The 23685-nt window shown below is 37.8% G+C and carries 22 protein-coding genes; 7 read left to right on the forward strand and 15 right to left on the reverse strand.

Annotated features, from left to right (window positions below; translation table 11 throughout):
- Window positions 1-126: 126 nt before the first annotated feature.
- Window positions 127-885, forward strand: a complete 759-nt coding sequence (locus G525_RS0119440) for a UDP-2,3-diacylglucosamine diphosphatase (protein ID WP_027127632.1) — start codon at window positions 127-129, stop codon at window positions 883-885.
- Window positions 886-986: 101 nt separating this feature from the next.
- Here the strand turns inward: G525_RS0119440 and G525_RS0119445 are convergent, their stop codons facing one another.
- The 8 genes from G525_RS0119445 to G525_RS0119485 form a co-directional block, all read right to left on the reverse strand.
- Window positions 987-2267 (reverse strand): MFS transporter, encoded by a 1281-nt coding sequence (locus G525_RS0119445; RefSeq protein WP_027127633.1) that lies wholly within the window; start codon window positions 2265-2267, stop codon window positions 987-989.
- 220 nt (window positions 2268-2487) lie between these two features.
- Entirely contained in the window at window positions 2488-4179 is a 1692-nt protein-coding gene (gene recJ, locus G525_RS0119450) for a single-stranded-DNA-specific exonuclease RecJ (RefSeq protein ID WP_027127634.1), read from the reverse strand.
- A gap of 87 nt (window positions 4180-4266) precedes the next feature.
- Entirely contained in the window at window positions 4267-4689 is a 423-nt protein-coding gene (locus tag G525_RS0119455) for an OsmC family protein (protein WP_027127635.1), read from the reverse strand.
- Window positions 4690-5004: 315 nt separating this feature from the next.
- Complete coding sequence (gene aspA, locus G525_RS0119460) at window positions 5005-6423, reverse strand: aspartate ammonia-lyase (protein ID WP_051210029.1); 1419 nt, start codon at window positions 6421-6423, stop codon at window positions 5005-5007.
- An 884-nt stretch (window positions 6424-7307) separates the two neighbouring features.
- On the reverse strand, window positions 7308-7883 hold the full coding sequence (locus G525_RS0119470) for a uracil-DNA glycosylase family protein (protein WP_027127637.1): 576 nt from the start codon (window positions 7881-7883) through the stop codon (window positions 7308-7310).
- Between the two features lie 10 nt (window positions 7884-7893).
- Complete coding sequence (locus tag G525_RS0119475) at window positions 7894-9267, reverse strand: dihydrolipoyl dehydrogenase family protein (RefSeq protein WP_027127638.1); 1374 nt, start codon at window positions 9265-9267, stop codon at window positions 7894-7896.
- Between the two features lie 200 nt (window positions 9268-9467).
- On the reverse strand, window positions 9468-10145 hold the full coding sequence (rsmI, locus tag G525_RS0119480; RefSeq protein ID WP_027127639.1) for a 16S rRNA (cytidine(1402)-2'-O)-methyltransferase: 678 nt from the start codon (window positions 10143-10145) through the stop codon (window positions 9468-9470).
- A 3-nt stretch (window positions 10146-10148) separates the two neighbouring features.
- A complete protein-coding gene (locus tag G525_RS0119485) occupies window positions 10149-10886 on the reverse strand; it encodes a hypothetical protein (protein ID WP_027127640.1) in 738 nt (245 codons plus the stop codon).
- Window positions 10887-10989: 103 nt separating this feature from the next.
- On the opposite strand from G525_RS0119485, the gene G525_RS0119490 reads away from it, so the two are divergent.
- The 6 genes from G525_RS0119490 to G525_RS0119515 all read left to right on the forward strand — a co-directional run bounded on the left by G525_RS0119490 (window position 10990) and on the right by G525_RS0119515 (window position 17628).
- Complete coding sequence (locus tag G525_RS0119490; RefSeq protein WP_027127641.1) at window positions 10990-11637, forward strand: thymidine kinase; 648 nt, start codon at window positions 10990-10992, stop codon at window positions 11635-11637.
- Complete coding sequence (gene alr, locus G525_RS0119495) at window positions 11630-12736, forward strand: alanine racemase (protein ID WP_027127642.1); 1107 nt, start codon at window positions 11630-11632, stop codon at window positions 12734-12736. The genes G525_RS0119490 and alr overlap by 8 nt, the downstream gene beginning before the upstream one ends.
- A gap of 73 nt (window positions 12737-12809) precedes the next feature.
- Window positions 12810-13220: a large conductance mechanosensitive channel protein MscL gene (mscL, locus tag G525_RS0119500; RefSeq protein ID WP_027127643.1), complete on the forward strand. Its 411-nt coding sequence runs from the start codon at window positions 12810-12812 to the stop codon at window positions 13218-13220.
- Between the two features lie 122 nt (window positions 13221-13342).
- Window positions 13343-14332, forward strand: coding sequence for an aspartate-semialdehyde dehydrogenase (locus G525_RS0119505; RefSeq protein ID WP_027127644.1), 990 nt, complete (start codon window positions 13343-13345; stop codon window positions 14330-14332).
- A gap of 136 nt (window positions 14333-14468) precedes the next feature.
- The gene (locus tag G525_RS0119510) at window positions 14469-16628 is read left to right on the forward strand and encodes a prolyl oligopeptidase family serine peptidase (RefSeq protein ID WP_027127645.1); all 2160 of its coding nucleotides are present in this window, start codon (window positions 14469-14471) and stop codon (window positions 16626-16628) included.
- A 70-nt stretch (window positions 16629-16698) separates the two neighbouring features.
- On the forward strand, window positions 16699-17628 hold the full coding sequence (locus G525_RS0119515; RefSeq protein ID WP_027127646.1) for an ABC transporter ATP-binding protein: 930 nt from the start codon (window positions 16699-16701) through the stop codon (window positions 17626-17628).
- On the opposite strand, the gene G525_RS21955 is transcribed toward G525_RS0119515, so the two are convergent.
- From G525_RS21955 to G525_RS0119550, 7 genes are all read right to left on the reverse strand, one after another.
- Complete coding sequence (locus G525_RS21955; RefSeq protein WP_051210030.1) at window positions 17615-18187, reverse strand: 4'-phosphopantetheinyl transferase family protein; 573 nt, start codon at window positions 18185-18187, stop codon at window positions 17615-17617. The two genes, G525_RS0119515 and G525_RS21955, sit on opposite strands and share 14 nt — an antisense overlap.
- The gene (locus G525_RS0119525; protein WP_027127647.1) at window positions 18187-18438 is read right to left on the reverse strand and encodes an acyl carrier protein; all 252 of its coding nucleotides are present in this window, start codon (window positions 18436-18438) and stop codon (window positions 18187-18189) included. Before G525_RS0119525 ends, G525_RS21955 begins: the two co-directional genes overlap by 1 nt.
- A gap of 48 nt (window positions 18439-18486) precedes the next feature.
- Window positions 18487-19755, reverse strand: a complete 1269-nt coding sequence (locus tag G525_RS0119530) for a beta-ketoacyl-[acyl-carrier-protein] synthase family protein (RefSeq protein WP_027127648.1) — start codon at window positions 19753-19755, stop codon at window positions 18487-18489.
- Between the two features lie 115 nt (window positions 19756-19870).
- The gene (locus tag G525_RS21500; protein ID WP_051210031.1) at window positions 19871-20350 is read right to left on the reverse strand and encodes a 3-hydroxyacyl-ACP dehydratase FabZ family protein; all 480 of its coding nucleotides are present in this window, start codon (window positions 20348-20350) and stop codon (window positions 19871-19873) included.
- A 22-nt stretch (window positions 20351-20372) separates the two neighbouring features.
- On the reverse strand, window positions 20373-21608 hold the full coding sequence (locus G525_RS0119540) for an ElyC/SanA/YdcF family protein (protein WP_027127649.1): 1236 nt from the start codon (window positions 21606-21608) through the stop codon (window positions 20373-20375).
- A gap of 42 nt (window positions 21609-21650) precedes the next feature.
- Window positions 21651-22448, reverse strand: a complete 798-nt coding sequence (locus G525_RS0119545; RefSeq protein WP_027127650.1) for an enoyl-ACP reductase FabI — start codon at window positions 22446-22448, stop codon at window positions 21651-21653.
- A 33-nt stretch (window positions 22449-22481) separates the two neighbouring features.
- Window positions 22482-23534: a type III polyketide synthase gene (locus tag G525_RS0119550; protein ID WP_027127651.1), complete on the reverse strand. Its 1053-nt coding sequence runs from the start codon at window positions 23532-23534 to the stop codon at window positions 22482-22484.
- Window positions 23535-23685: the final 151 nt, after the last annotated feature.

The raw sequence follows: 23685 nt of genomic DNA on the forward strand, positions 1-23685 counted from the left end.
ATTTTTTTTCGATTTTAGAAAAAAAATTTTTAGTAGATAGATCTCAAAGAGGTCTGTTTTTAAATCAAGAGATTCCGACTTTAGTGTCTGCCGACAGGCAGGAGCAGGAATTTAAATAGTCTTTTAATGAATATTCCCATAGGAAAAAAAATATATTTCGCTTCTGATAATCATTTGGGAGCGCCTACAAAAGAAACATCTTATCCAAGAGAAAAGAAGTTTGTAGCTTGGTTAGATGAGATCAAAGAAGATGCTGCTGCCATCTTTTTATTGGGTGATCTATTTGATTTTTGGTTTGAATATAAAACCGTAGTCCCAAAAGGATTTACCAGAACTTTAGGCAAGTTGGCTGAAATTAGCGATTCGGGCATTCCAATCTACTATTTTGTGGGCAATCATGATTTGTGGATGGACGGCTATTTTGAGGAAGAGTTGAATATAGAAGTCTTTCATAAACCTAAAGAATTCGTCTTCAACGGTAAGATCTTTTTTATTGGGCATGGTGACGGTTTAGGTCCATATGATAAAGGCTATAAACGGATGAAGAAGGTGTTTACCAATCCATTTTTTAAATGGTGTTTTAGATGGCTGCATCCTGATCTAGGCGTAAAAATTGCGCAACATCTTTCTGTGAAAAATAAGTTGATATCAGGTGATGACGATGCCAAATTTTTAGGTGAGGACAAAGAATGGCTGGTACAGTATTCCAAACGAAAATTAGAAGACAAACATCGTGACTATTTTGTGTTTGGACACCGACATTTACCTATGGAAATTAAGTTGAATGGCAGCGCATCATATATCAATTTAGGTGATTGGATTAATTTTTATACCTACGGTGTTTTTGACGGTGAAAACTTAAGGTTGAAAATCTACCAAGAATAGTTTATTGACTCAGTTAAAAATTACCAGGTCGGTTTAAAATAAGAAACTAAAACCTCTGGTTTTCATCGCTTATAATCCGCTGAAAAATTCATACGTTTATATCAATGCACTTTTTCATGCTCCTCCAAATCCTTTCGTAAATCCAACTTTCTAAACGACGGTGACACTATACCTGTAGTTATCACAGTAATCAAAGTCATTGTACCCCCAAAAACAACCGCTGTTACGGTGCCCATAAGCTTTGCGGTCAATCCACTCTCAAAAGCGCCAAGTTCATTGGAAGAACCAACAAACATAGAATTTACTGAAGCCACACGTCCTCGCATATGATCTGGAGTTTTCAATTGTAAAATAGTCTGACGGATCACCATAGAAACGCCATCTGTGACTCCGCTAAAGAATAGGGCTAACACTGACACCCAAAAGATAGAAGAAAGTCCAAAAACGATAATGCAGACCCCAAAACCAAATATAGCCATCAATAGTTTCATCCCTGCATTTTTACTGATTGGGATATATGCGGTTATCAACACGGTTAAAAAAGCACCAACTGCAGGTGCCGCACGTAAAACACCAAAACCTTCTGATCCCACTTTTAAAATATCTTGGGCAAAAATGGGTAACAGAGCAACTGCACCACCAAAAAGCACAGCCACCATGTCTAAGGTCAAAGCACCCAATACAGCCTTCGTTTTAAACACGAATTGGATGCCTTCTTTAAGACTTTCCATAATTGGTTCGCCAATCTTAGGATTTAAAATTGGCTTTTTAGGAATTCGGAGCAAGTTTATTAATGCCATGACTGCAAATGCCAAAATCAAGCACATTGACCAGTGTACGCCAATCCAACTGATGCTAAATCCCGCCAATGCTGGACCAAGAACCGATGCCACTTGCCAAGTAGAACTGCTCCAGGTAGCTGCGTTTGGATAGAGTTTTTTAGGAACAATTAAGGCAATCAATGAAAATACCGTGGGCCCGATAAATGCTCTGACCAATCCCCCACAGAACACCAGGAAATAAATACTATACAGAATTTGGTTTGTAGACCAATCACTCACAATTTTTGGCCAAGTCAATAAAAACAATCCAAAACTTATGGCTGAAAATCCCAAAATACACTTGATAAGAAGACTTCTTTTTTCTTTTTGATCAACAATATGTCCGGCAAAAAGAGCAATTCCAACGGCAGGTATAATTTCCATCAGACCAATTAACCCAAGGGACCATGGATCTTTAGTTATGGAGTACACTTCCCATTCAATGATAATAAATTGCATGGACCACGCAAAAACTAAGGCGAAACGTACCAATAAAAAAATATTGAATTCCTTAATACGAAGTGCGGCGTAGGGATCTTTTTTAACTGGTTTATATTCCATAAATAGCGGACCTTTCTAAGTCTACGGATTTTAAATCCCGAAAGATGATTAAAATTTAATGCAAATGTAAACTAAGAACAGTTCTTATGATACTTTTTTGTTGAATTCTGGAAAAGTGGGGTTTGCAATTATAAATCTTCGAAATCAGACCTACACGATTTTTCTCCTTCGGCGCACAGGTGAAAACCTTGCAGGTCTAACGAAAGGTGTTTCTTACTCCTTAGGCTTTAATATCCCTTAATTTCAACTGTAAACTTACATTGCCCTCCCAATGGTTCTCATCAATAGAGTATACCGCTTTAAATGGTTTTTTATTCGTGATTAATTCACACTTATCTCCCAGATTGAAACCAATCCCCACCATTTGAGCTGAAGATCCTTGTTTAGCTGTAATTCTTAAATGTTTATCATCAGCACCCACACATTTTCCATAACCTGTATCCTGTAGGTTTTCAGTCATAAAGACAGGCGCCATATTGCCAGGCCCAAAAGGAGCGAATTGTTTGAGTATGCGATAAAATTTAGGTGTGATATCTTTAAAATCAATTTGGGTATCGACTCTAATTTCTGGCGTCAATAAACTTCTATCAATCGTTTTTGAAACCTCATCTTCAAAGGCTTGCTTGAAAACTTCGTAATTTTCTTCTTTAAGCGTCAATCCTGCCGCATATTTATGTCCGCCAAATTGTTCAATATGCGCGCTGCAAGCTTCTAAGGCATTGTACACATCAAACCCAGCAACTGAACGCGCCGATGCTGCCAGTCGATCTCCACTTTTAGTAAATACCAACGTGGGTCTGTAATAAGTTTCAATCAATCGCGATGCCACAATACCAATAACTCCTTTATGCCACGAGTCGTGATAAACTACAGAAGTAATGCGCTCTTGTTCCTTAAATTCTTCAATTTGAAGCAAAGCTTCTTGAGTAATTCGCTGATCAGCTTCTTTTCTATCCGTATTAAATTGCTCTATTTCTAGAGCAAACCTCTCTGCAAGCAGGGCATTATCTTCTGTCAATAAGCGTACAGCGTGATTGCCATGTTTCATACGCCCAGCAGCGTTAATACGTGGCGCAACTATAAAAACCACATCGGTTATAGTTAATTCTGTCTTTTTTGTTTGATCGATAATTGCTTTAATCCCTGCCCTTGGATTCCTATTTATCACTTGTAAACCAAAGTAGGCCAAGGTTCTATTTTCACCTGTAATTGGAACAATATCAGCACCAATAGCAGTGGCTACCAAGTCGAGATATTCCGTCAAATCTTCAATAGATTTGCCATCTCTGGATGCTAGCGCTTGCACCAGCTTAAACCCGACCGCACAGCCACATAATTCGTCATAAGGATACATACAATCCTCACGTTTTGGATCTAAAACGGCCACGGCATCTGGAAGTTCTAAACCGGGTCTATGATGGTCGCAAATTATAAAATCAATATTTTTTTCATTGGCGTAGGCCACCTTATCAATGGCCTTTATACCGCAATCAAGCGCAATGATCAATGAAATATCATTATCATGGGCAAAATCGATACCTTTAAAGGACACACCATAACCTTCGTCATACCGGTCAGGAATATAGGTAGCAACTGCTTCCGTACGCGTTCTTAGATAAGACGCCATGAGTGCTACGGATGTTGTGCCATCCACATCATAATCTCCAAAAACCAGGATGTTTTCACCTTTAGCAAAAGCTCTTTCAAGGCGTGCTACAGCCCTATCCATATCCTTCATTAAAAAAGGATCATGTAAATCTCCTAGTTGTGGTCTAAAAAACTGTTTCGCTTCTTCGTAGGTCTCAATCCCACGTTGAAGCAACAAAGATGCAATAGAGCCTTCGACCTGAAGGGCTTCAGATAACTGCTTTATTTTAGAAAGCTCTGGTTTTGGTTTTAAAGTCCAGCGCATCATAAAGTTTCGGATTTTATAGGTTTATGGTGATAGTTGTTCTCATACTTGACAGGTTTCAAAAATCTGTCAGCTGTTGGTACACAATTATTTATTGTGATAATGGATGGAGGTATTCACTGTTGCAAATTTTCTGAACATTTCCATGACGCCACAATATTTTTCTATGGATAAATCGACCGCTTTTTTAATTTTAGCTTCGTTTAAGTTTTCGCCATAAAAATGATATTCAACAGAAACGGTATGGTAATATTTTGGATGTTCATCTGTCAATTGGCCATAAGTATCCATTCTAAAATCAGAAATAGGAACTTTCATCTTATCCAATACAGAAACCACATCCAATCCTGAACACCCTGCAAGTGCAGCAAGCATCATCGCTTTTGGTCGAAATCCTGAATTATGGCCCCCGTGCTCTTCGGAAGTATCCATAAGTAAGGTTCTTCCGCTCGGATTATCTGATTCAAATTGCGAGTTGCCTTTCCAATGTGTAATGACTTTATTTTCCATTTTATTTAATTTTTAAATTATAAGTGCACTTAATTTACGTCAATTCAAAAATACCATTTAATATCAAGACTGTGAACTTAGGAGAAGGCAATATGCCTAGTGCAAAACAGAAAACATTGGATCCAACAAAGTTGATTACTCAGTCAGTTAAAAAGATATTTGGTTACCGTGCTATAAACGTTAAACAATAATCTAAAGTCCAATGAAACAATCCTATGAAATTTACCTAGCGTTAGAAAAGAAACAGCATCTAAAATGCCCAAAGTCCTGAGTCTTTGGGCATTATTCTCTATTTTATCGATATTTTATTTATAACTATTTCCGAGCCAATGCCGTATATTCCGGGTGCATTAAATTTACTGGACTCAATATGCGATCCAATTCTTGCTCAGAAAGCAATTCCTTTTCAAGCACAAGTTCGCGAATGGTTTTTCCTGTTGCGATGGCTTCCTTCCCCAGTAAGTCTCCCATATGATGTCCTAAATAAGGACTCAAAAACGTAATAAGCCCTACCGAATTGTAAACCATTTCTCTGGTGCGCCCATTATTTGCCGTAATTCCTGAGATGCACTTTTCAGAAAGAGTGACCAATGCGTTGGATAGCAATTCTATTGATTCAAAGATACATTGTGCAATGACTGGTTCCATAACGTTTAGTTGTAATTGACCCGCTTCAGACGCAAATGATATGGTGACATCATTACCAATCACTTTAAAGCACACTTGGTTAACAACTTCTGGAATCACCGGATTGACCTTTGCTGGCATAATCGAAGATCCGGCCTGCATTTCTGGGAGATTAATTTCATTAAAACCACATCGCGGTCCGGAGGACAATAACCTTAAGTCGTTACAAATTTTAGAAAGCTTGACAGCTGTTCTTTTCAGTGCTCCCGAAATCATGACATAATCACCACAATCAGAAGTCGCTTCAATTAGGTCTTCAGCTTCGACAAAACGAGCTTTGGTAAATTTTTGTAAATACCCGATAGACAGCTCTGTAAAACCATTTGGAGCATTCACGCGTGTACCAATGGCTGTTCCTCCCAAATTCACTGGCAGAACCAAATCTCTGCACATTTTCAGAATTTTAGTTTCTTCCTTCATATTTGTGGACCAAGCTGAAAATTCATCTCCCAAAGACATAGGCACAGCATCTTGAAGCTGTGTTCTTCCCATTTTTAGTACTTTCTTGAACTCTGCGCCTTTAATATCCAATTGGGTCGTAAGTACATTGATTTTTTCCATCAAATGGTTCATATAATAGTATATGGCAACCCTAAAACCTGTTGGGTAGGCATCATTTGTAGATTGCGATCTGTTGACATCGTCATTGGGATTCAAAATGTCGTAACTCCCCTTTTGATGGCCATTCATTACGAGCGCCACGTTAGCAATGACTTCATTGGCGTTCATATTGACGGAAGTTCCCGCTCCTCCTTGAAATACATCAGAGGGAAAGTATTTTAAGTATTTATCCAAGTTGTTCAAAATCTCATCACAAGCATTGATAATCATATCCGCCTTATGCGCTGCCACCGTACCAATCTCCTTGTTTGCACAGGCACAAGCCTTTTTGGTAATAATGAGACCCTTTATAAATATAGGATAATCCTGTATCGTGGAATTTGAAATCTTAAAATTATTGATAGCACGTTGGGTGTGAATTCCGTAATAAACCTCTTTGTTGATTTCTAATTCTCCCAAGAGATCTTCTTCTGTTCTGGTTTGCATAATCGCGATCTGTTTTAATTTTTGATACTCATTTCGTTTTTAGATGACGAAAAACTATAATTTAGTAATTATCAATTATTAGGATATTAAATTTGCGAGACATAATTGATTTTTAATGCGTTACAACATCTATTATTCACTTTGAGGAACTATGAAAAATCAAACAAAAACGGTAAAACTATCGAATAAATTTTAATTTTTGGTAATCCTTTTAAATAGGAATTGAATTGATCGACACTATTATTCATTTCTAAATTTCTTCCTACTTTTTTTGTCGTTTTGACTTTTCTTTTGGACAAAAAAGACTAAATCTGAAAGTTTAATAGGGTTAACTTTCTCCATTTATGTCAACGGTATAAAATTACTGATTTATGAGAAAATTAATTTGTCTTGTCACTAAATAATTAGTGAATTTCTGGTGGTCTCAAAATTTTGAGAACCTGAGCAATTCTTAAACAAACTATTCTTTTTGCGCAAAGGTGTGTTGGTTCATTCAAAAGGTAGTTCACCCATTCCTCATTTTTATGGACGTGTTAAGCCTATAGCTTCTTGACACAAAACCAGTTAACTATGAAAAATCTATCCATCCCTTTCTTTTCTTCTTCCTTTTTTGCTTTTTGTTTCGCTTGATTTTGCACAATTAAGGACGATATCAGGAATCTTAAATCTGATACGAATCGCTTATTTCATAAAATGCATCGGTAAAGCCCAAGCACGGGATGTGTATTTATTCTCCGGTGGTAAAGATTAAACCAAGATTTCAGGAAAGGATCCTGTAATTGGAAATTAGGATTTTTATTGATTTAGTTTGATGACCTCACCGGTTCCGTTTTGAAGCTTCAAAGCTGGAAGGTGGATTTTATTGAATACCAGTTACGATCCTATTATGGCGTCAAGATAGTTGTTATGGATTTTTGCAACTCCGGCACAATCTCTGCTTCAAACCAAGGATTCCGCGTCAACCAAAACCGATTACGAGGGGATGGATGTGGTAATGGAAAGTAATTTGGCAAATAATCTTGGTAATTGGCAACGGTTTCCGTCAAGGTTTTCATAGCCTCTTTCTTCAAATAGTATTTTTGAGCATACTTACCTATTAAAATCACCAATTCAACATTTGGCATAAACTCCATAAGTGGGTCGTGCCATTGTGGTGCGCATTCTGGACGTGGAGGTAAATCGCCACCTTTACCTCTCCCAGGATAACAAAATCCCATGGGGACTATGGCAAAGTTCTTTTGGTCGTAAAACTCTTCATCCGTCACACCCATCCATTTTCGTAATTGTTTGCCACTGGCATCATTCCAAGGGATGCCAGAGGCGTGCACTTTCGTTCCTGGTGCTTGTCCGATGATCACGATTTTCGATCTTTGGTGTGCAGTAACTACCGGTCTAGGTCCGAGAGGTAAATGCGCTTTACAGAGACTGCAGTTTCTTATCTGATGAAGTAAATCTCGCATTACAATATTATCACTTTTCTTTATTCTCCATCATCTTCTTAAAATCCATACTAAAAGAAGGGTAGGTCAATACCATACGCTTAAATTCCTTAACGGTCATTTTATTATAAATGGCTGCTGCAAATACATTAATACTTTCGTTGGCTTCTGGACTCAAAATGTGGGCGCCCACAATTTCATCCGTGCGTTCGTTGACTAGGATGGTATATGCATAGGTGTCTTCATTCTCCTTTTTGGCATTATACCAATTGCTGCAATCGCCTTGATAGACTTTCACATTCTTATAACGGGCTTTTGCATCTTCTAGACCATAACCCACTGATGATAAGTTTGGGCTGGTAAATACGGTTGATGGTATACAGGGCACATCCAGAGTCTTTGATTTTTCTTTCACGACATTATTCCCCGCAATATAACCTTGGAGGCCGGAAAGCGGTGTCAGCGAGGGCGATTTATTAGAAACATCGCCACAGGCGTATACTTTTGGGTGCGATATGCTTTGTAAATGGTCATTAACCACAATGCCATCCTTATCCGCCTCTATTCCCGCTTTGTCGAGTTCTAAGGCGTCAATTGCTGGAACTCTTCCCGCGGCATTGATAACTTTTCTAGATTTGTGGGTGATGGATTTACCATCATATGTATAAGAGACCTTAAGATTTTTTTTCAACTTCTGAACTCCAGTGACATCGGCATTAAAAACAAATTTAACGCCCAAACTTTCCAATTTCACGATTAATTTTCTCACCAAATAGTCATCGAATTTAGCAAGAGATGTATCATCTCTTTCTAAAATAGTGACTTTACACCCTAAGGTTGCGAGCATGCAGGCAAATTCCATGGCGATATAACCAGATCCGATAAAGGTGATGGACTTCGGTATTTTCTTAAAATTCAGAATATCCTCACTTACTTTCAAAAATTCCTTGCCTTCAATAGCGAGTTCCCTTAGGATATTTCCAGTCGCAATAATGAAATGATCTGCAGAAACCACCTTCCCTTCCACCTCGACCTCCTTCTTACTAATGAATTTAGGAGATTGGTGGTACATAGAAATACCTAAATCCTTTAATTTTTCTTCTGTATTTGGCGGAATTGGATCTGAAAACGATCGTTTAAATTTTTGAACTTTCCTCCAATTCAGTTTTGGTAGTTTTGTAACACCATGCTCTTTCAAGTTTTTACTTTGATAGACCAATTTTGAGAACTGAAGTAATATCCTTTTGGAATCGCAACCTCTATTAGCGCAAGTACCCCCAAACTCTCGATTATCAGCAATAGCGACGCTTAAGTTGTGTTCCCTACAAATTTCTGCAGCGCTCTGTCCTGCTATCCCACTTCCAATGACGAAAACGTCATAATGTTTGTTTTTAGTCTTTTTCATATTGAGGATTAAGATACCGAATCTTCCAACAAATAATGTTATGAAAAATCTAAAGTTTAGAAATTAACCCAAGAACGTCAAAAAACGGACATAAGCCGGCTGCACTGTTAGAACGAAGAATAAAGACGTCAATGCGAGATAATAGAGGGGTTATCAATTAAGATCCACCTTTTCAGTTGTCGTCCAATAAATTTAAAAAATTATTCCTTTGGCTTTCCACCAACTACGATTACAATTTCACCTTTCGGAGGTTTGGCAGTATAATGCTCCAAAACTTCTTTTGCAGTTCCTCTGATGGTCTCTTCATAAAGCTTGCTCAATTCCCTGGACACGGAGACGGGTCGATCTTCACCAAAATATTCGCAAAAGTGCGTTAAAGTTTTTATGAGTTTATGGGGACTTTCATAAAAAATGATAGTTCGAGTTTCTTCGGCCAAAATCAGCAATCGGGTTTGCCTTCCTTTTTTAACGGGCAAAAACCCTTCAAACACAAACTTATCATTGGGCAGTCCACTATTGACCAAAGCAGGAACGAAAGCAGTGGCACCCGGCAAACAATCTACTTCAATATGATGCTCAATACAGGCACGCGCCAATAAAAATCCGGGATCGGAAATTGCAGGCGTTCCGGCATCACTAATTAAAGCAACAGTAATGCCTGATTTAATTTTTTGAACCAAATGCTCCACCGTTTTATGCTCATTGTGCATATGGTGGGATTGGGAAGGCGTAGCAATCTCAAAATGTTTAAGGAGTTTTCCGGAAGTACGCGTGTCTTCGGCCAAAATCAAGTCTACTTCCTTTAGAACTTCAACAGCTCTAAAGGTCATATCCTTAAGATTTCCAATGGGTGTGGGTACGATGAATAATTTGCTCATTAACTAATTGAACTTGCCTTCGATAATGACCATGAAACGCTCTTCAATATCTTCTTTTCCCTGCCAACTGTTATAATCTGGTTTGACAATATTTTGAATTAAATTTTTGGCTTCGTCATAAGAACTCGAAGTATTGATTTGAGAAAGAACACGTTCATAATCCTCACGTTGACCGTCAAAGAGATGTTTTATAAAAGCAATTTTATCGTTCAGACCAATATTTAAGCCATGCTTAAGTTTGTCATTTAATGATTTTTTTAACTGATCTTTAGAATTGAAAGCAGGAACTGGATCAAAAACCGGCATGTTTTTAAAACCTTCGGTCAAGTCATCAAGATCTTGCTGTTTCGAGTCAATTTTTGGAAGATCTTGCTCAAAAAAAGCATCCACTTCATGAGTTTCATGGGGCATTTGCGCCACAAGATCTTTAATTTTCTCCATCACGGGCTCCATAATGCCATCATCTTCTATTTCATCAAGATTGACATAAACTTTATCTCCCCGTTCAATATTATCACTTATTTTGTTGTTAAAAGCCACATCCAACATATCAAAAAACGAAGAATCAACGCCAATAGTAGGTAAGCCTTGTTCTAAATTTTCATTGGCAAATTTCAAAACACTTAATTTTTCATATAGAAGACCTGTTTCACGATGTAGTTCTGTAACATTCTCTTTCCCCTTCAATTTTAGTATGCGATGTGCGATACTCATTAATTCAGACTCCAACTTCTTCTTCATAACTTTTAACTTTAAATCCAATTTATGCTTATGATTTTTAATAAATTTACGCCACCTATAAATAAAACGAAGGTAGGCTTTGTTTTAGTGTTAAAATTACGAAATGTTTCTTGAAAATACAGTAAATCCTAAAGAACAATTTGGGTGGATTGAGGTTATTTGTGGCTCTATGTTTTCTGGTAAGACTGAAGAATTGATCAGACGTCTTAAGCGTGCGCAATTTGCAAAACAGAAAGTGGAAATCTTCAAACCGAACGTTGATGTGCGCTACGACGAGGATTTGGTGGTATCTCACGATTCAAATCAAATTCGTTCTACACCGGTGCCTGCGGCCGCCAATATTCCTATTTTAGCAGACGGATGTGATGTGGTTGGTATTGATGAAGCACAGTTTTTTGATGACGAAATCATTCGTGTTTGCAATGATTTGGCTAACAAAGGCGTGAGGGTAATTGTAGCTGGATTAGACATGGACTTTAAAGGCAATCCTTTTGGACCTATGCCCCATTTAATGGCCACTGCCGAGTATGTAACCAAAGTACATGCTATTTGTACACGCACTGGTAATTTAGCCCAGTTTAGTTACAGAAAAGCCCATAGCGATGCCTTAGTTCTTTTAGGTCAAGTTGATGAATATGAACCTTTAAGCCGTGGTGCATTTTACAAGGCCATGTTAAAGGACAAAGTAAGAGACATAAAAGTAATCGACCCTCAGGAACTCACCGAAAAACCCAATATCCCCAATGCCTAAAGCGCAAGAAACCGTACTCGAAATTGATCTGTCTTCTCTAAAACACAATTTTGAATATCTTAAATCCAAACTGCAAAAGAACACAAAATTCTTAGCCGTGGTCAAAGCATTTGCCTACGGTAATGATGCTGACGAAATTGCTATTTATCTGCAAAATCTAGAGGTCGACTATTTTGCCGTGGCCTACACGAGTGAAGGTGTTGCTTTAAGAAATGCTGGAATTACCAAACCTATTTTGGTCTTGCACCCTTTGCCTGCAGGCTTTGATTCCATCATTGAACGATGCCTGGAGCCAAGTCTTTACAATGATAAAGTCTTAAATGAATTTCTGGAGATTGCCGCTGCAAAAAAACAAAAAAACTATCCAATCCATCTAAAATTCAATACTGGACTGAATAGATTGGGATTTTCAGAAATTGATATTGAATCTATCTATAAAAGACTAGATGCCTCAAAAGCTATTAAGGTCAACTCTATTTTTTCGCATTTGGCCGCAAGTGAAGATTTAAAAGAAAAGGAATTTACCCAATATCAAATTCGTTCCTTTAAAAATATTTCAGAAAAATTTAAAACAGTCTTTGGTTACCAACCCATGCTCCATTTGTCTAATACTTCCGGAATTTTAAACTATCCAGAGGCTCATTTGGACATGGTACGCAGTGGTATAGGTTTATATGGTTTTGGGAATTCTGACCAGGAAAATAAAAACTTCAGACCTATTGCCGCCCTTAAATCGGTAATTTCACAAATCCACCACATTGAGAAAGGTGAAACTGTGGGTTATAATCGTGCCTATAAAAGCGTTGGGTTCATGAAAACTGCCACTATTCCCATTGGTCATGCCGATGGAATAGGGCGCCAATACGGTAAAGAAAAAGGATTTGTAGTTATCAATGGACATAAAGCCCATATTATTGGTAATGTTTGCATGGATATGATTATGGTCAATATTACGGATATTGAATGTGAAGAAGGGGATGAAGTGATAATATTTGACGCCGCACATACCGCAGAAAATTTAGCTAGTGCTGCCAGCACCATTTCATACGAATTGATTACGGCCATTTCACAGCGTGTCAAACGAATAATAAAAAAATAAATGCCTGGCAGAAATTTAACAGTTGTATATTTTTCTTACTTTCGTAACATAAAACTAACTTAATTCAAAAATTATGTGGAAAGAATTTAAAGATTTCATCATGACGGGCAACGTCATCGATTTGGCCGTTGCGGTATTACTTGCTGGAGCAGTTGGCTTGGTAGTTAATGGATTTGTAAGTGATATTATGATGCCGATAGTAGGATATTTTACTGGAGGCGTAGATTTTACAGACATGTTTTATGCCTTAGACGGAAAAGTTTATGAGTCGTTGGCAGTTGCAACAGAAGCTGGTGCCGCAGTAATTGCATATGGTAAATGGATCAACTCCATCATTAATTTAATTATTGTTGGTTTTGTCTTATTCATGATCGTTAAAGCTTACGCAAGAGTAAGAGCTAAGAAAGTGGAAGCACCAGCACCACCTCCTGGACCAACTGAAATTGATTTATTGAAAGAAATCAGAGACGCATTGAAAAAATAATCACGCTACACCCATATTCTAACTTAAACCCGATTCCTAAAAAGAATCGGGTTATTTTTTATAAGATGTTCTTTATATACATTTAATTATTAGTTACTTTAGCGACTTAAATTTTTTAAATTATGAAAGTAGCTGTTGTAGGTGCCACTGGAATGGTAGGCGAAGTAATGTTAAAAGTCCTTGAAGAACGTAATTTTCCTTTCACGGAGTTATTGCTTGTTGCCTCAGAAAGATCTGTAGGCAAGGAAATTACCTTTAAAAATAAAACATATAAAGTTATAGGATTGGCAGATGCAGTTTCAAAGAAGCCAGATGTCGCTTTCTTTTCCGCTGGTGGAGAAACCTCTCTAGAATGGGCTCCAAAATTTGCGGAAGCCGGCACTACCGTAATTGACAATTCTTCTGCTTGGAGAATGGATGCTTCAAAAAAATTGATAGTTCCAGAAATTAATGCAGATCAGCTTACAAAAGAAGATAAAATCATAGCCAATCCAAACTGTTCAACCACGCAATTGGTGATGGTCTTGGCCCCTCTTCATAAGAAATATAACATTAAACGTATTGTTGTTTCTACATACCAATCCATTACAGGAACGGGCTTAAAAGCGGTAAAACAATTAGAAAATGAATTGGCCGGTGTGCAAGGCGAAATGGCCTATCCCTATCCAATTCATAAAAATGCCATTCCACATTGTGATGTGTTTGAAGAAAATGGTTATACCAAAGAAGAAATGAAATTGGTTAGGGAAACCCAAAAGATTCTAGATGATCGTTCTATTGCAGTGACTGCAACAGCGGTAAGAATTCCAACAGAAGGTGGCCATAGCGAAGCCGTAAATGTGGAATTTGAAAAAGATTTTGATATCACCGAAGTACGTCAATTATTAAGCAAAACTTCTGGTGTCGTGGTTCAGGATAATACCGATGTCAACACCTATCCCATGCCAATTTATGCCAATGGAAAAGACGATGTTTTTGTGGGACGCATCAGACGTGATGCTTCTCAGCCCAACTCTTTAAACTTGTGGATTGTTAGTGACAACTTAAGAAAAGGTGCCGCAACAAATACAATTCAAATTGCCGAGTATTTAATTGACAAAAATTTACTTTAAAAAGATGATTCATTGAAAACAGAAATGTTTATCAAGAATTACAATTCTTAACAAAATATTAAAAAGGCTTCTACATCTATTTGTAGGGGCTTTTTTGTCTATTTTTGGAACACAACACTTAAAACGTTAACATCTTATGAGAAATTTAGCGCTTGCAATGGTTCTTCTTGCTACAATAACTGCCTGCAAAAATGAAAACGAACTTAAAAAATCCAATTACATAGCTGTGACCTATCCTGAAACAAAAACGGTAGATACCGTTGATACCTATTTTGGAGAACAAGTAAAAGATCCTTACCGCTGGTTGGAAGATGACCGTAGCAAAGAAACCGGCGCATGGGTTAAAGCCCAAAATGAAGTTACAAAGGGTTATTTAGAGCAGATCCCTTACCGCCAAGAACTCAAAGAACGATTGGAAGAAATCTGGAACTACGAGAAAATAGGGGCTCCTTTCGTTGAAGGTGACTATACCTACTATTATAAAAACGATGGCTTGCAGAATCAGTCCGTTATTTATAGAAAGAAAACTGGCGAAGACAAAGAAGAGGTCTTTTTAGATCCAAATACCTTCAGTAAAGATGGGACCGTTTCTTTGGGTGGCCTTAATTTTTCCAAAAATGGAAAACTTGCTGCTTATGCTATTTCTGAAGGCGGAAGTGATTGGCGCAAAGTTATCATCATGGATACTGAAGGTAAAGAACAAATTGAAGACACGATTGTGGATGTCAAATTCAGCGGTATTTCATGGAAAAACAATGATGGTTTTTATTATTCAAGCTATGACAAACCTAAAGGAAGTGAGCTCTCAGCCAAGACGGATCAACATAAATTGTTTTATCATAAACTAGGAACTTCACAAAAACAAGACCAACTAATCTATGGCGGCACAGCAGAACAAAAACATCGCTACGTTAGTGGTGGTGTTACGGAAGATGGCAATTATTTATTTATCTATCCAAGAAGTTCAACTTCAGGAACCAAATTATTAATGCAGGACTTGTCGAAACCAAATAGCAAAATGATTAGCATTTTAGACAATTCTGATACAGATACTAGAGTTATTGAAAACGTTGGAAGCACACTTTATTTAATTACCAATAAAAATGCACCCAATCAAAAAGTTGTCACTGTTGACGCATCAAATCCGCGTCCGGAAAACTGGAAAGATTTTATTCCTGAAACGGAGAATGTATTAAGTGCCTCAACAAGCAGCGGATATATATTTGCCAGTTATATGGTAGATGCGGTCTCCAAAGTAAAACAGTACGATTATGACGGAAAATTGGTAAGAGAGATCGAACTCCCGGGCGTAGGAAGTGCTGGTGGTTTTGGAGGTAAAAAAGATGATGAGACGGTTTATTATGCCTTCTCCAACTACATCACGCCAAGTACTATTTACGAGCTAAATCCAAAAGATGGTGTTTCTAAAGTTTATAAAAAACCAGCAATTAAATTCAATGCAGATGATTTTGAAAGCAAACAGGTCTTTTACAATTCAAAAGATGGAACAAAAGTACCAATGATTATTTCCTATAAAAAAGGTATAGAACTCAACGGTAAAAACCCAACCATCTTATATAGCTACGGCGGATTTAATATTTCTATGACGCCATCTTTCAGCATTGCAAACGCAGTCTGGATGGAGCAAGGCGGTGTTTATGCCGTTCCTAATATCCGAGGTGGTGGAGAATATGGTAAAAAATGGCATGATGCGGGTACTAAAATGGAAAAGCAAAATGTTTTTGATGATTTTATCGCTGCCGCAGAATACTTGATTGCTAATAACTATACCTCATCAGATTATTTAGCCATTAGAGGTGGATCAAACGGCGGACTTTTAGTTGGAGCGACCATGACCCAACGTCCTGATCTAGTAAAAGTAGCAATTCCTGCCGTTGGTGTTTTAGATATGTTACGTTATCATACATTTACCTCAGGAGCTGGTTGGGCTTATGATTATGGAACCTCTGAGGACAGTAAAGAAATGTTCGATTATCTTAAAGGCTACTCGCCTATTCATAATGTAAAAGAGGGTGTAGAATATCCTGCAACGATGATCACCACTGGAGATCATGATGACCGAGTGGTACCTGCACACAGTTTTAAATTTGCCGCAGAATTACAAAGTAAACAAACAGGAAACAATCCTGTTTTGATAAGAATTGAAACCGATGCTGGCCACGGTGCAGGAACTCCTGTTAGCAAAACCATTGAGCAGTACGCGGATATTTTCGGATTTACGCTTTACAATATGGGCTATAAGGTGCTTCCAAACACAACCAAGGTAAAAGGATAAATTTTAATTTCACAAGACTTCAGACCTGTCAAGTTTTTTTGAAATTTGGCAGGTCTTATTATATGTAAACATGCTTAAAGTAAACAACATTATCTTTAGTTACGACAAAGAAGACGTCGGACCCCCCGTACTCAATGGTATTGACTTTACCGTAGAACCAGGCGAACATATTTCAGTTATAGGCGAAAGTGGGTCAGGGAAATCCACACTTTTGAAATTGATTTATGGCGAATTTGATTTGACGGAAGGTGAGATTTTTTGGAAAGACACTGAAATTTTAGGTCCTAAATATAATCTTGTGGTGGGCTATGAGTTCATGAAATATGTTGCCCAAGAATTTGATTTGATGCCCTATATCACTGTGGAAGAAAATATTGGTAAACATCTATCCAATTTCTTTCCGGAGGAAAAAAAAGAGCGTGTCCAAGAACTTTTAGAGGTTGTAGAATTACAAGATTTTGCAAAAACTAAAGTAAAAACCTTAAGTGGCGGTCAAAAGCAGCGTGTGGCATTGGCAAGAGCCTTGGCAAAACAACCAGAAATCATCTTGTTGGACGAACCCTTCAGCCATATTGATAATTTTCAAAAACAGTCCTTGAGAAGAAGTGTTTTTAACTATCTAAAATATAAAAATATTGCCTGTATTGTGGCCACTCATGACCGTGAAGATGTGTTGGGGCATGCCGATAAAATGATAGTTCTGCACGATACAAGAATCATAGCTAACAAATCGCCTCAAGAACTTTATAAAAATCCTGAAATGCCTTTAACTGCATCATTTTTTGGAGAATTTAATCTTATCAATGATGAAATAATCTATGCACATCAACTTCAAATTGTTGAAGAATCAGATTTGAAAGTAGCAGTGCACCACAATTACTTTAAAGGCCACTATTATTTAATTGAAGGACATACCGAGGATGACATTATTTTTTTCGAAAATCAAACAGCCTTACAAAAAAACTCAAAGGTCTATCTTAAAATCCTCATTCTGCAATAGCCAAGGCTCCAAAACAACCGTGATGAGATAAGGACAACTGCGCTTCTTGTAAATTTCCGTTAACATAAAATTGCGGTACTCCCATGTCATTTTTAATGACCTCAATAGTATCTGGAGAGAGGTTCTTCAACTCAGCATAGGATTTAGCAGCACACTGGTAACTTTGTGTATTCTGAACTTTATAATCTGTATTTATAAATTGAAATACCTTAGACATCCATTCAGGCTTAATGTAAGCCGTAGTTTGGATAAAATTTCGATGCGTTTGGGTTACTGTAGGTATCGATTTATTTTGAAAGATAACCTGGCCTTTATCTGAATGTGTGCTAAAACATTTAAAATCTTTCGGATTGAAATGGGGAACTCTATTGCCCCTAGCAATAATTTTATAGGCACTTTCCTTCATGCTCCATAAATGCCATATATTATGGAATCGAGATCCATTTGACAGAATAAACTCCTGTTCTTCTTCAGAAAAAAGCTTATCCAAAAACCGCTGTTCCTGCCATCGGGAATTTTGATTTGCAAAAATTAGATCGACAATATCGTTACCAATCATCAAGCGCTTATTTTAGAGCTCACAATGTCCATGGCTGCTTTTACCGAAAGCATGCGCTCCATTTCATCATTTTCTATTCGAATATCAAATTCGTCTTCCACATCCAATATCACATCCACCAAATTGGCCGAATTGATCTTTAAATCGCCCACAAATGTAGTATGCTCAGAGAGATTATTAAACGCTTCCTCATCTTGGATGTAGGGTTTAACGATGGATTTTAACTTGGTAATTAATTCTTCTTTTTTCATGTAGGCTTATGTTATCGAATTCCATTAGAACAGAGTGTGCGCAGGAAATCAATTATACTTCTTAAAGATAATACATGCGTTCACATCACCAAAGCCAAAACTTGCCTTTGCCGCAATTGTTATCTCTTTTTTAATCATTTGTTTTGGAATTTTCTCATCTGAAATCAACTCCAAAATTCCTGGATGCACATCTTCGCAATTGAGGTTTGGAAACACAAATTGATCTTTCAACTGTAAAACCGTGGCCACACTTTCGATACTTCCAGCAGCAGCCAAACAATGGCCTACCATCGATTTCAACGAATTAATATAGGGGAAATCAGAACCTCTTCGATCCAACGCCTGTACCCAATTTTCAATTTCGAGACTGTCTTTTGAAGTGGCCGTTAAATGACCATTGATAGTGTCGATGGCATTGGCATTAATTCCAGAATTTTTAAGTGCTTCCAAAATGCAACGTTGCACTGCTTCAGGGTTGGGCGCCGTTAAAGTGCCACCATTTCGTTGTCCGCCAGAATTGATATGACCGCCCAAAACCTCCGCATAAATTGTTGCACCACGCTCTAAGGCAGATTCCAGAGATTCCAAAACCAATGCTCCTGCACCACTGCCAGGCACAAATCCACTGGCACTTGTGCTCATGGGCCGCGATCCTTCTTCCGGTGCATCGTTATGTTTGTAAGTCATCACGCGCATCGCATCAAAACCTCCCCAAATATAGGCACCATCATCACTGCAACTGCCAACTAACATGCGTTTAGCCTGTCCGCGTTTTATACGTTCATAGCCCATTAATAGCGCTTCCGTTCCGGTGGTACACGCCGATGAATTAGTCGTCACTTGATTTCCCAAGCCCAAAATACCACCAAGATAGGCGCTGATGCCACTGGCCATAGTTTGCAGCACCACGGTACTTCCCAAACGTTTGACCTCGCCAGCATCCAATTTATAAATGGCCTCTCTAAACTTTTCAACACCTGAAGTTCCCGTTCCGAAAACACACCCACTATCATAATCAAGCGTACTTTCTGGGTTAATGTCAAAACCGGCATCCTTCCAAGCATCCATTCCTGCCATACATCCATATAAGATGCCCGAACTATTAAATCCTCGGAGTTGTAATGGCGTTAAATACTCTAGCTTTTTTTCTTCTGAAACCTGAGGAATACCTCCAATGCAACAGGAAAAATTCGCATCTTCTAAATTTTGGTGAAATGTAATTCCAGAGACACCTGATTTGATAGCGTTTGTAAATGCCCCAAGTCCAACTCCATTTGGTGCAACAACACCCATTCCCGTAATAACAACTCTATTCATGTTTACTTCCCACGAAAGTGGGAATCTTATTAAAAGTTATAATATTATTTTCTTAAAGATATGATTGAATTTTAAAATCTTGTTCTATTAAACTCCTAGATTAACTCCGTTGAACCTAAAGGTTTCCTGCTTTCCTGTCTGTCGACGACGCAGGCGCAGGAATTCTTAGCATGCCCGAAATCACCCCTCTGCACACCAATTCATTCTTCTCATTAAACATCTTTAACTTGCATTTTAATTTATTAAACCGGAACACTTCTTTTTCCGAAACCACCCTTACTTTTTCTCTTGGGAAAACCGGCAAGAAGAAATCAACTTGACTTGAGGTCATTGCTATTTGAGGTTGTAAAATTTCAGAAATTTCATCTTTCATCAGATATATTCCTAAGCAAACCACCCCTATCTGCGCCATACATTCCGTTAAAATTACGCCTGGTGTTACGGGATGATCTTTAAAATGACCTTTATAAAAATATTCGGTTTCTTTAAAGGTATAATTTCCGGTAATGCCTTCTTCGGAAATGACAGTCAAGTCCTCTACAAAAAGGAAGGGTTTTTCGTAAGGCAATAAGGCTAAAATGTTTTTTGAGGTCATCTGTTGCTTTTCAATACTTTTATTAATTTCTTTTTCCCCACATTTCTGTCGGCCAGTCCAAACCTACTTTTTGAGGAGTATCATCTACAAGAATCAGATTCTCCGCGTCAAATTTAAGTTTAAGGCTCTCTTGGCCTCTGTACATAATAACCACATTAGCGTGCTCGTTGAAAATTGCAGCATCGATATTGCCTGTACTCCAATTAAAGGGCCATTCCGAAACTAAATCAGTGATTTTTTTAGGACCTTCAGCACTTTGCATCTTGTTCCTTTTAAATGGTATTCTGACATATTGGTCTCCTTTAAAAAAATAAACATGCTTTGTTTTGGGATTAAAAAAAGCAGCATCCAGATGTCCTTGTCTCCAATAATCTGACAGATTCGAAAATAAGTTATTCAACGATTTAGGATAACCGTTTTCAATTGTAGACGAACCTGGTTGTAACGCTATAAATTGTTGGTCTTTAAATAGATAAATTAAATTTTCAAAGGTATTAAAATAGGAAGCATCTATATTTGACTTCCAGATTTCGGGTAAGTCACTGAGCTCTTCTGATATTGTTGAATAAGCAGTAGTGGAATCCTTGGTTTTAGCCATGATATCTCTAAGGAAAAGGCTTTGAAGGTTTTGATCTTGCTTTTTACCCGAGGTTTCCATAGTGTAGGCAGCGTCAACCTTTGGCCAAAGCACAGATTTACAATAATTAGAATTATTTATACAGTTTTCATAAATGGCACCGTAATCCGTTTTATTATCCGGTTTGGGAATAATACTGCCCTCTATCACATATTTTGAATTGACAAGATCTTTATCGCTAAAACACCCTGAAACGGACATAGCATGCCAATGACTGGAAACTACAAAAAGATAATCGCCCTCATTAATTAGTTTATTTCCATCTGAATGTCTTAAATCGCGACTATAACAATAATTCTGAGCTGTACTTTTAGATTTTTCTTCTTTATAAATTATGTTTTCAGGAACTCCCTTTTCAATCAACACATCAGCCATTATAGTAGCTTCACAAATGCTGGAGCTATGTGCGCCACAACCGCCAGATACAATAATATAATCAACGTCTTTTTTTGAAGTGAATAGATTAAATCCAACTTCAGCACGTGCTACGGAAGTTTCTAAGTTTCCAGAGCCAAGGATGAGTAGTATCGTTTTTGAAGTATTGGTTTCATTAGTTTGACAAAATCCTGATGAGGAAAATAGAATAATTAGAATCCATGTTTTATAAGTTATAAATCTCATTGCTTCAAGGTATTGTAAATTTTAATCAGCAGGCTTAAGATATCATGATACATGTTCTCCGCCATCCACAGGAATCACACATCCATTGATCCAGCTTGCTTCATCCTTACTCAACAGATAAACGACGTTGGCCACATCTTCGGGAACAGTCAATCTTTTAAAAGGATTTCTTTTTAAAGTATGCTCCTTCAGTTCCTCGCTACCCGGAATCATCCGTAAAGAGGCCGTATCCGTTACACCAGCTTGAATGCAGTTGGCACGGATGCCGAAAGGTGCATATTCCAAGGCGATATTGCGGGTTATGGCTTCTAAAGTAACTTTTGCAGCCGAAACTGCTGCATAGTTTTTCCAAGCTTTGGTATTGCCTTCGCTTGTAAAACTAATGATGCGTGCATCTTCAGCAAATAATTTTGCCTCAAAAACCGCTTGGGTCCAATCGTATAAACTGATGGCCATGGCGTTGATGGTCAGATTAAAATCATCTGTATTCAAAGTAGGCTGATCCTCTGAAAACATGGGTTTTAGATTGCCTTTGGCAACACTGTGCACCAAGGTGCGAATACTCCCATTTTCTCCTAAATGGGTTTTTAATTCAGCAAGCATCTCGTTTCGTTTCTCCACTTTAAAAGCATCGGCATTAAAACCAACAAATTGAACACCTGAATCACGGATGTTGTCAAATTCGGCTTCAATAATGTCCTTATGAGTTCTTGGGTTACGGTGTATAATACAAATATTCATACCATGTTCTGCCAACTTTTTTGCTGTTGCCAGACCCAATCCGCTGGAGCCTCCTAAAATGAGTGCCCAATAATTTTTATCTTGAAATTCCTTTTTCATAATATGTCCCATGAAAGTGGGATTCTCTTTTAACTACCATTTTAATAAAATTCGTTGTGCCGAAAATCCAGGTCCAAAACTTAACATCAATCCAACATCGCCCTTAGGTAGCTTTTGATCCATAAAGCGCTCCAACACATAAAGCACCGTTGCACTGCTCATGTTGCCATACAATTTAAGAACTTCTTTGGTATCATCAATGTTTTTTCCAAGAGAACCGAACAGCTCTTCAACGGTTTGCACAATTTTTTTACCGCCAGGATGAAAAATAAGATGATCAACATCAGCAATGGCCATTTGGTTACGTTCTAAGAAAGGATGAACAATTTGCGGAAAATGAGTGGAAATAGTTTCTGGAACGGTTTTGTCCAAAATCATCTGTAATCCTGTATTGACCAAATTAAAACCCATCATTTGCTCAGCATCATAAAAATGATACATGGCTTCGTCCACAATTTCCGGACCTTCTTCATCTTCATAAGAAGACAGAATTACACTAGCCGCTCCATCACCAAAAATGGCCGCACTTACAATATTGGCCATGGAATAATCGTCGAGCTGAAACGTCGCCGTAGGAGATTCTACCGCAATAACCGCAGCGCGTTTATTGGGATTTGCCTTTAAAAAATTCTTGGCATAAATAATTCCCGAAACACCTGCCGCACAGCCCATTTCAGTAACTGGCAAACGCACAATATCTTGGCGCATTTTTAATCGGTTGATCAAATAAGCATCTAATGAAGGAATCATAATTCCGGTACAACTCACTGTAATGATATAATCGATATCCGTAGGTTGAAGTTTTGCTTTTTCGAGGGATTTCAATACTGCCTGCTCTCCTAATTTGATGACTTCTCTAGAGTAGATAGCATTTTTTTCTTCAAAGGACGTATTCAAAAAGACTTCTTCAGCATCCATAATGGAATAACGCCTATCAACCCCAGCATTTTCAAATAACTTGATAACTTTTCTCTGAAAGCGATCGTCATGCCCCAACAACCAAACCTTTAGATAAGGAATGATATCTTTGGTTTCCCTAGTGTATTTAGGTAATTGCTTGGCAACTGCGGTTATTTTTACTTTCATCTTTGTGATACAATTTTTTAATGGAGTCTGATGACGCTGATTATTTATGACTTAATTTTTTTGACACGGATTACTCCATTCTTATGATGATTTGGCACTGATTTCAAAATAGCATATCTTAAAGATTTTTCAAATCCCAAATACCTCATCC

Source organism: Gelidibacter mesophilus DSM 14095, assembly GCF_000423005.1.
GTDB classification, from domain to species: domain Bacteria; phylum Bacteroidota; class Bacteroidia; order Flavobacteriales; family Flavobacteriaceae; genus Gelidibacter; species Gelidibacter mesophilus.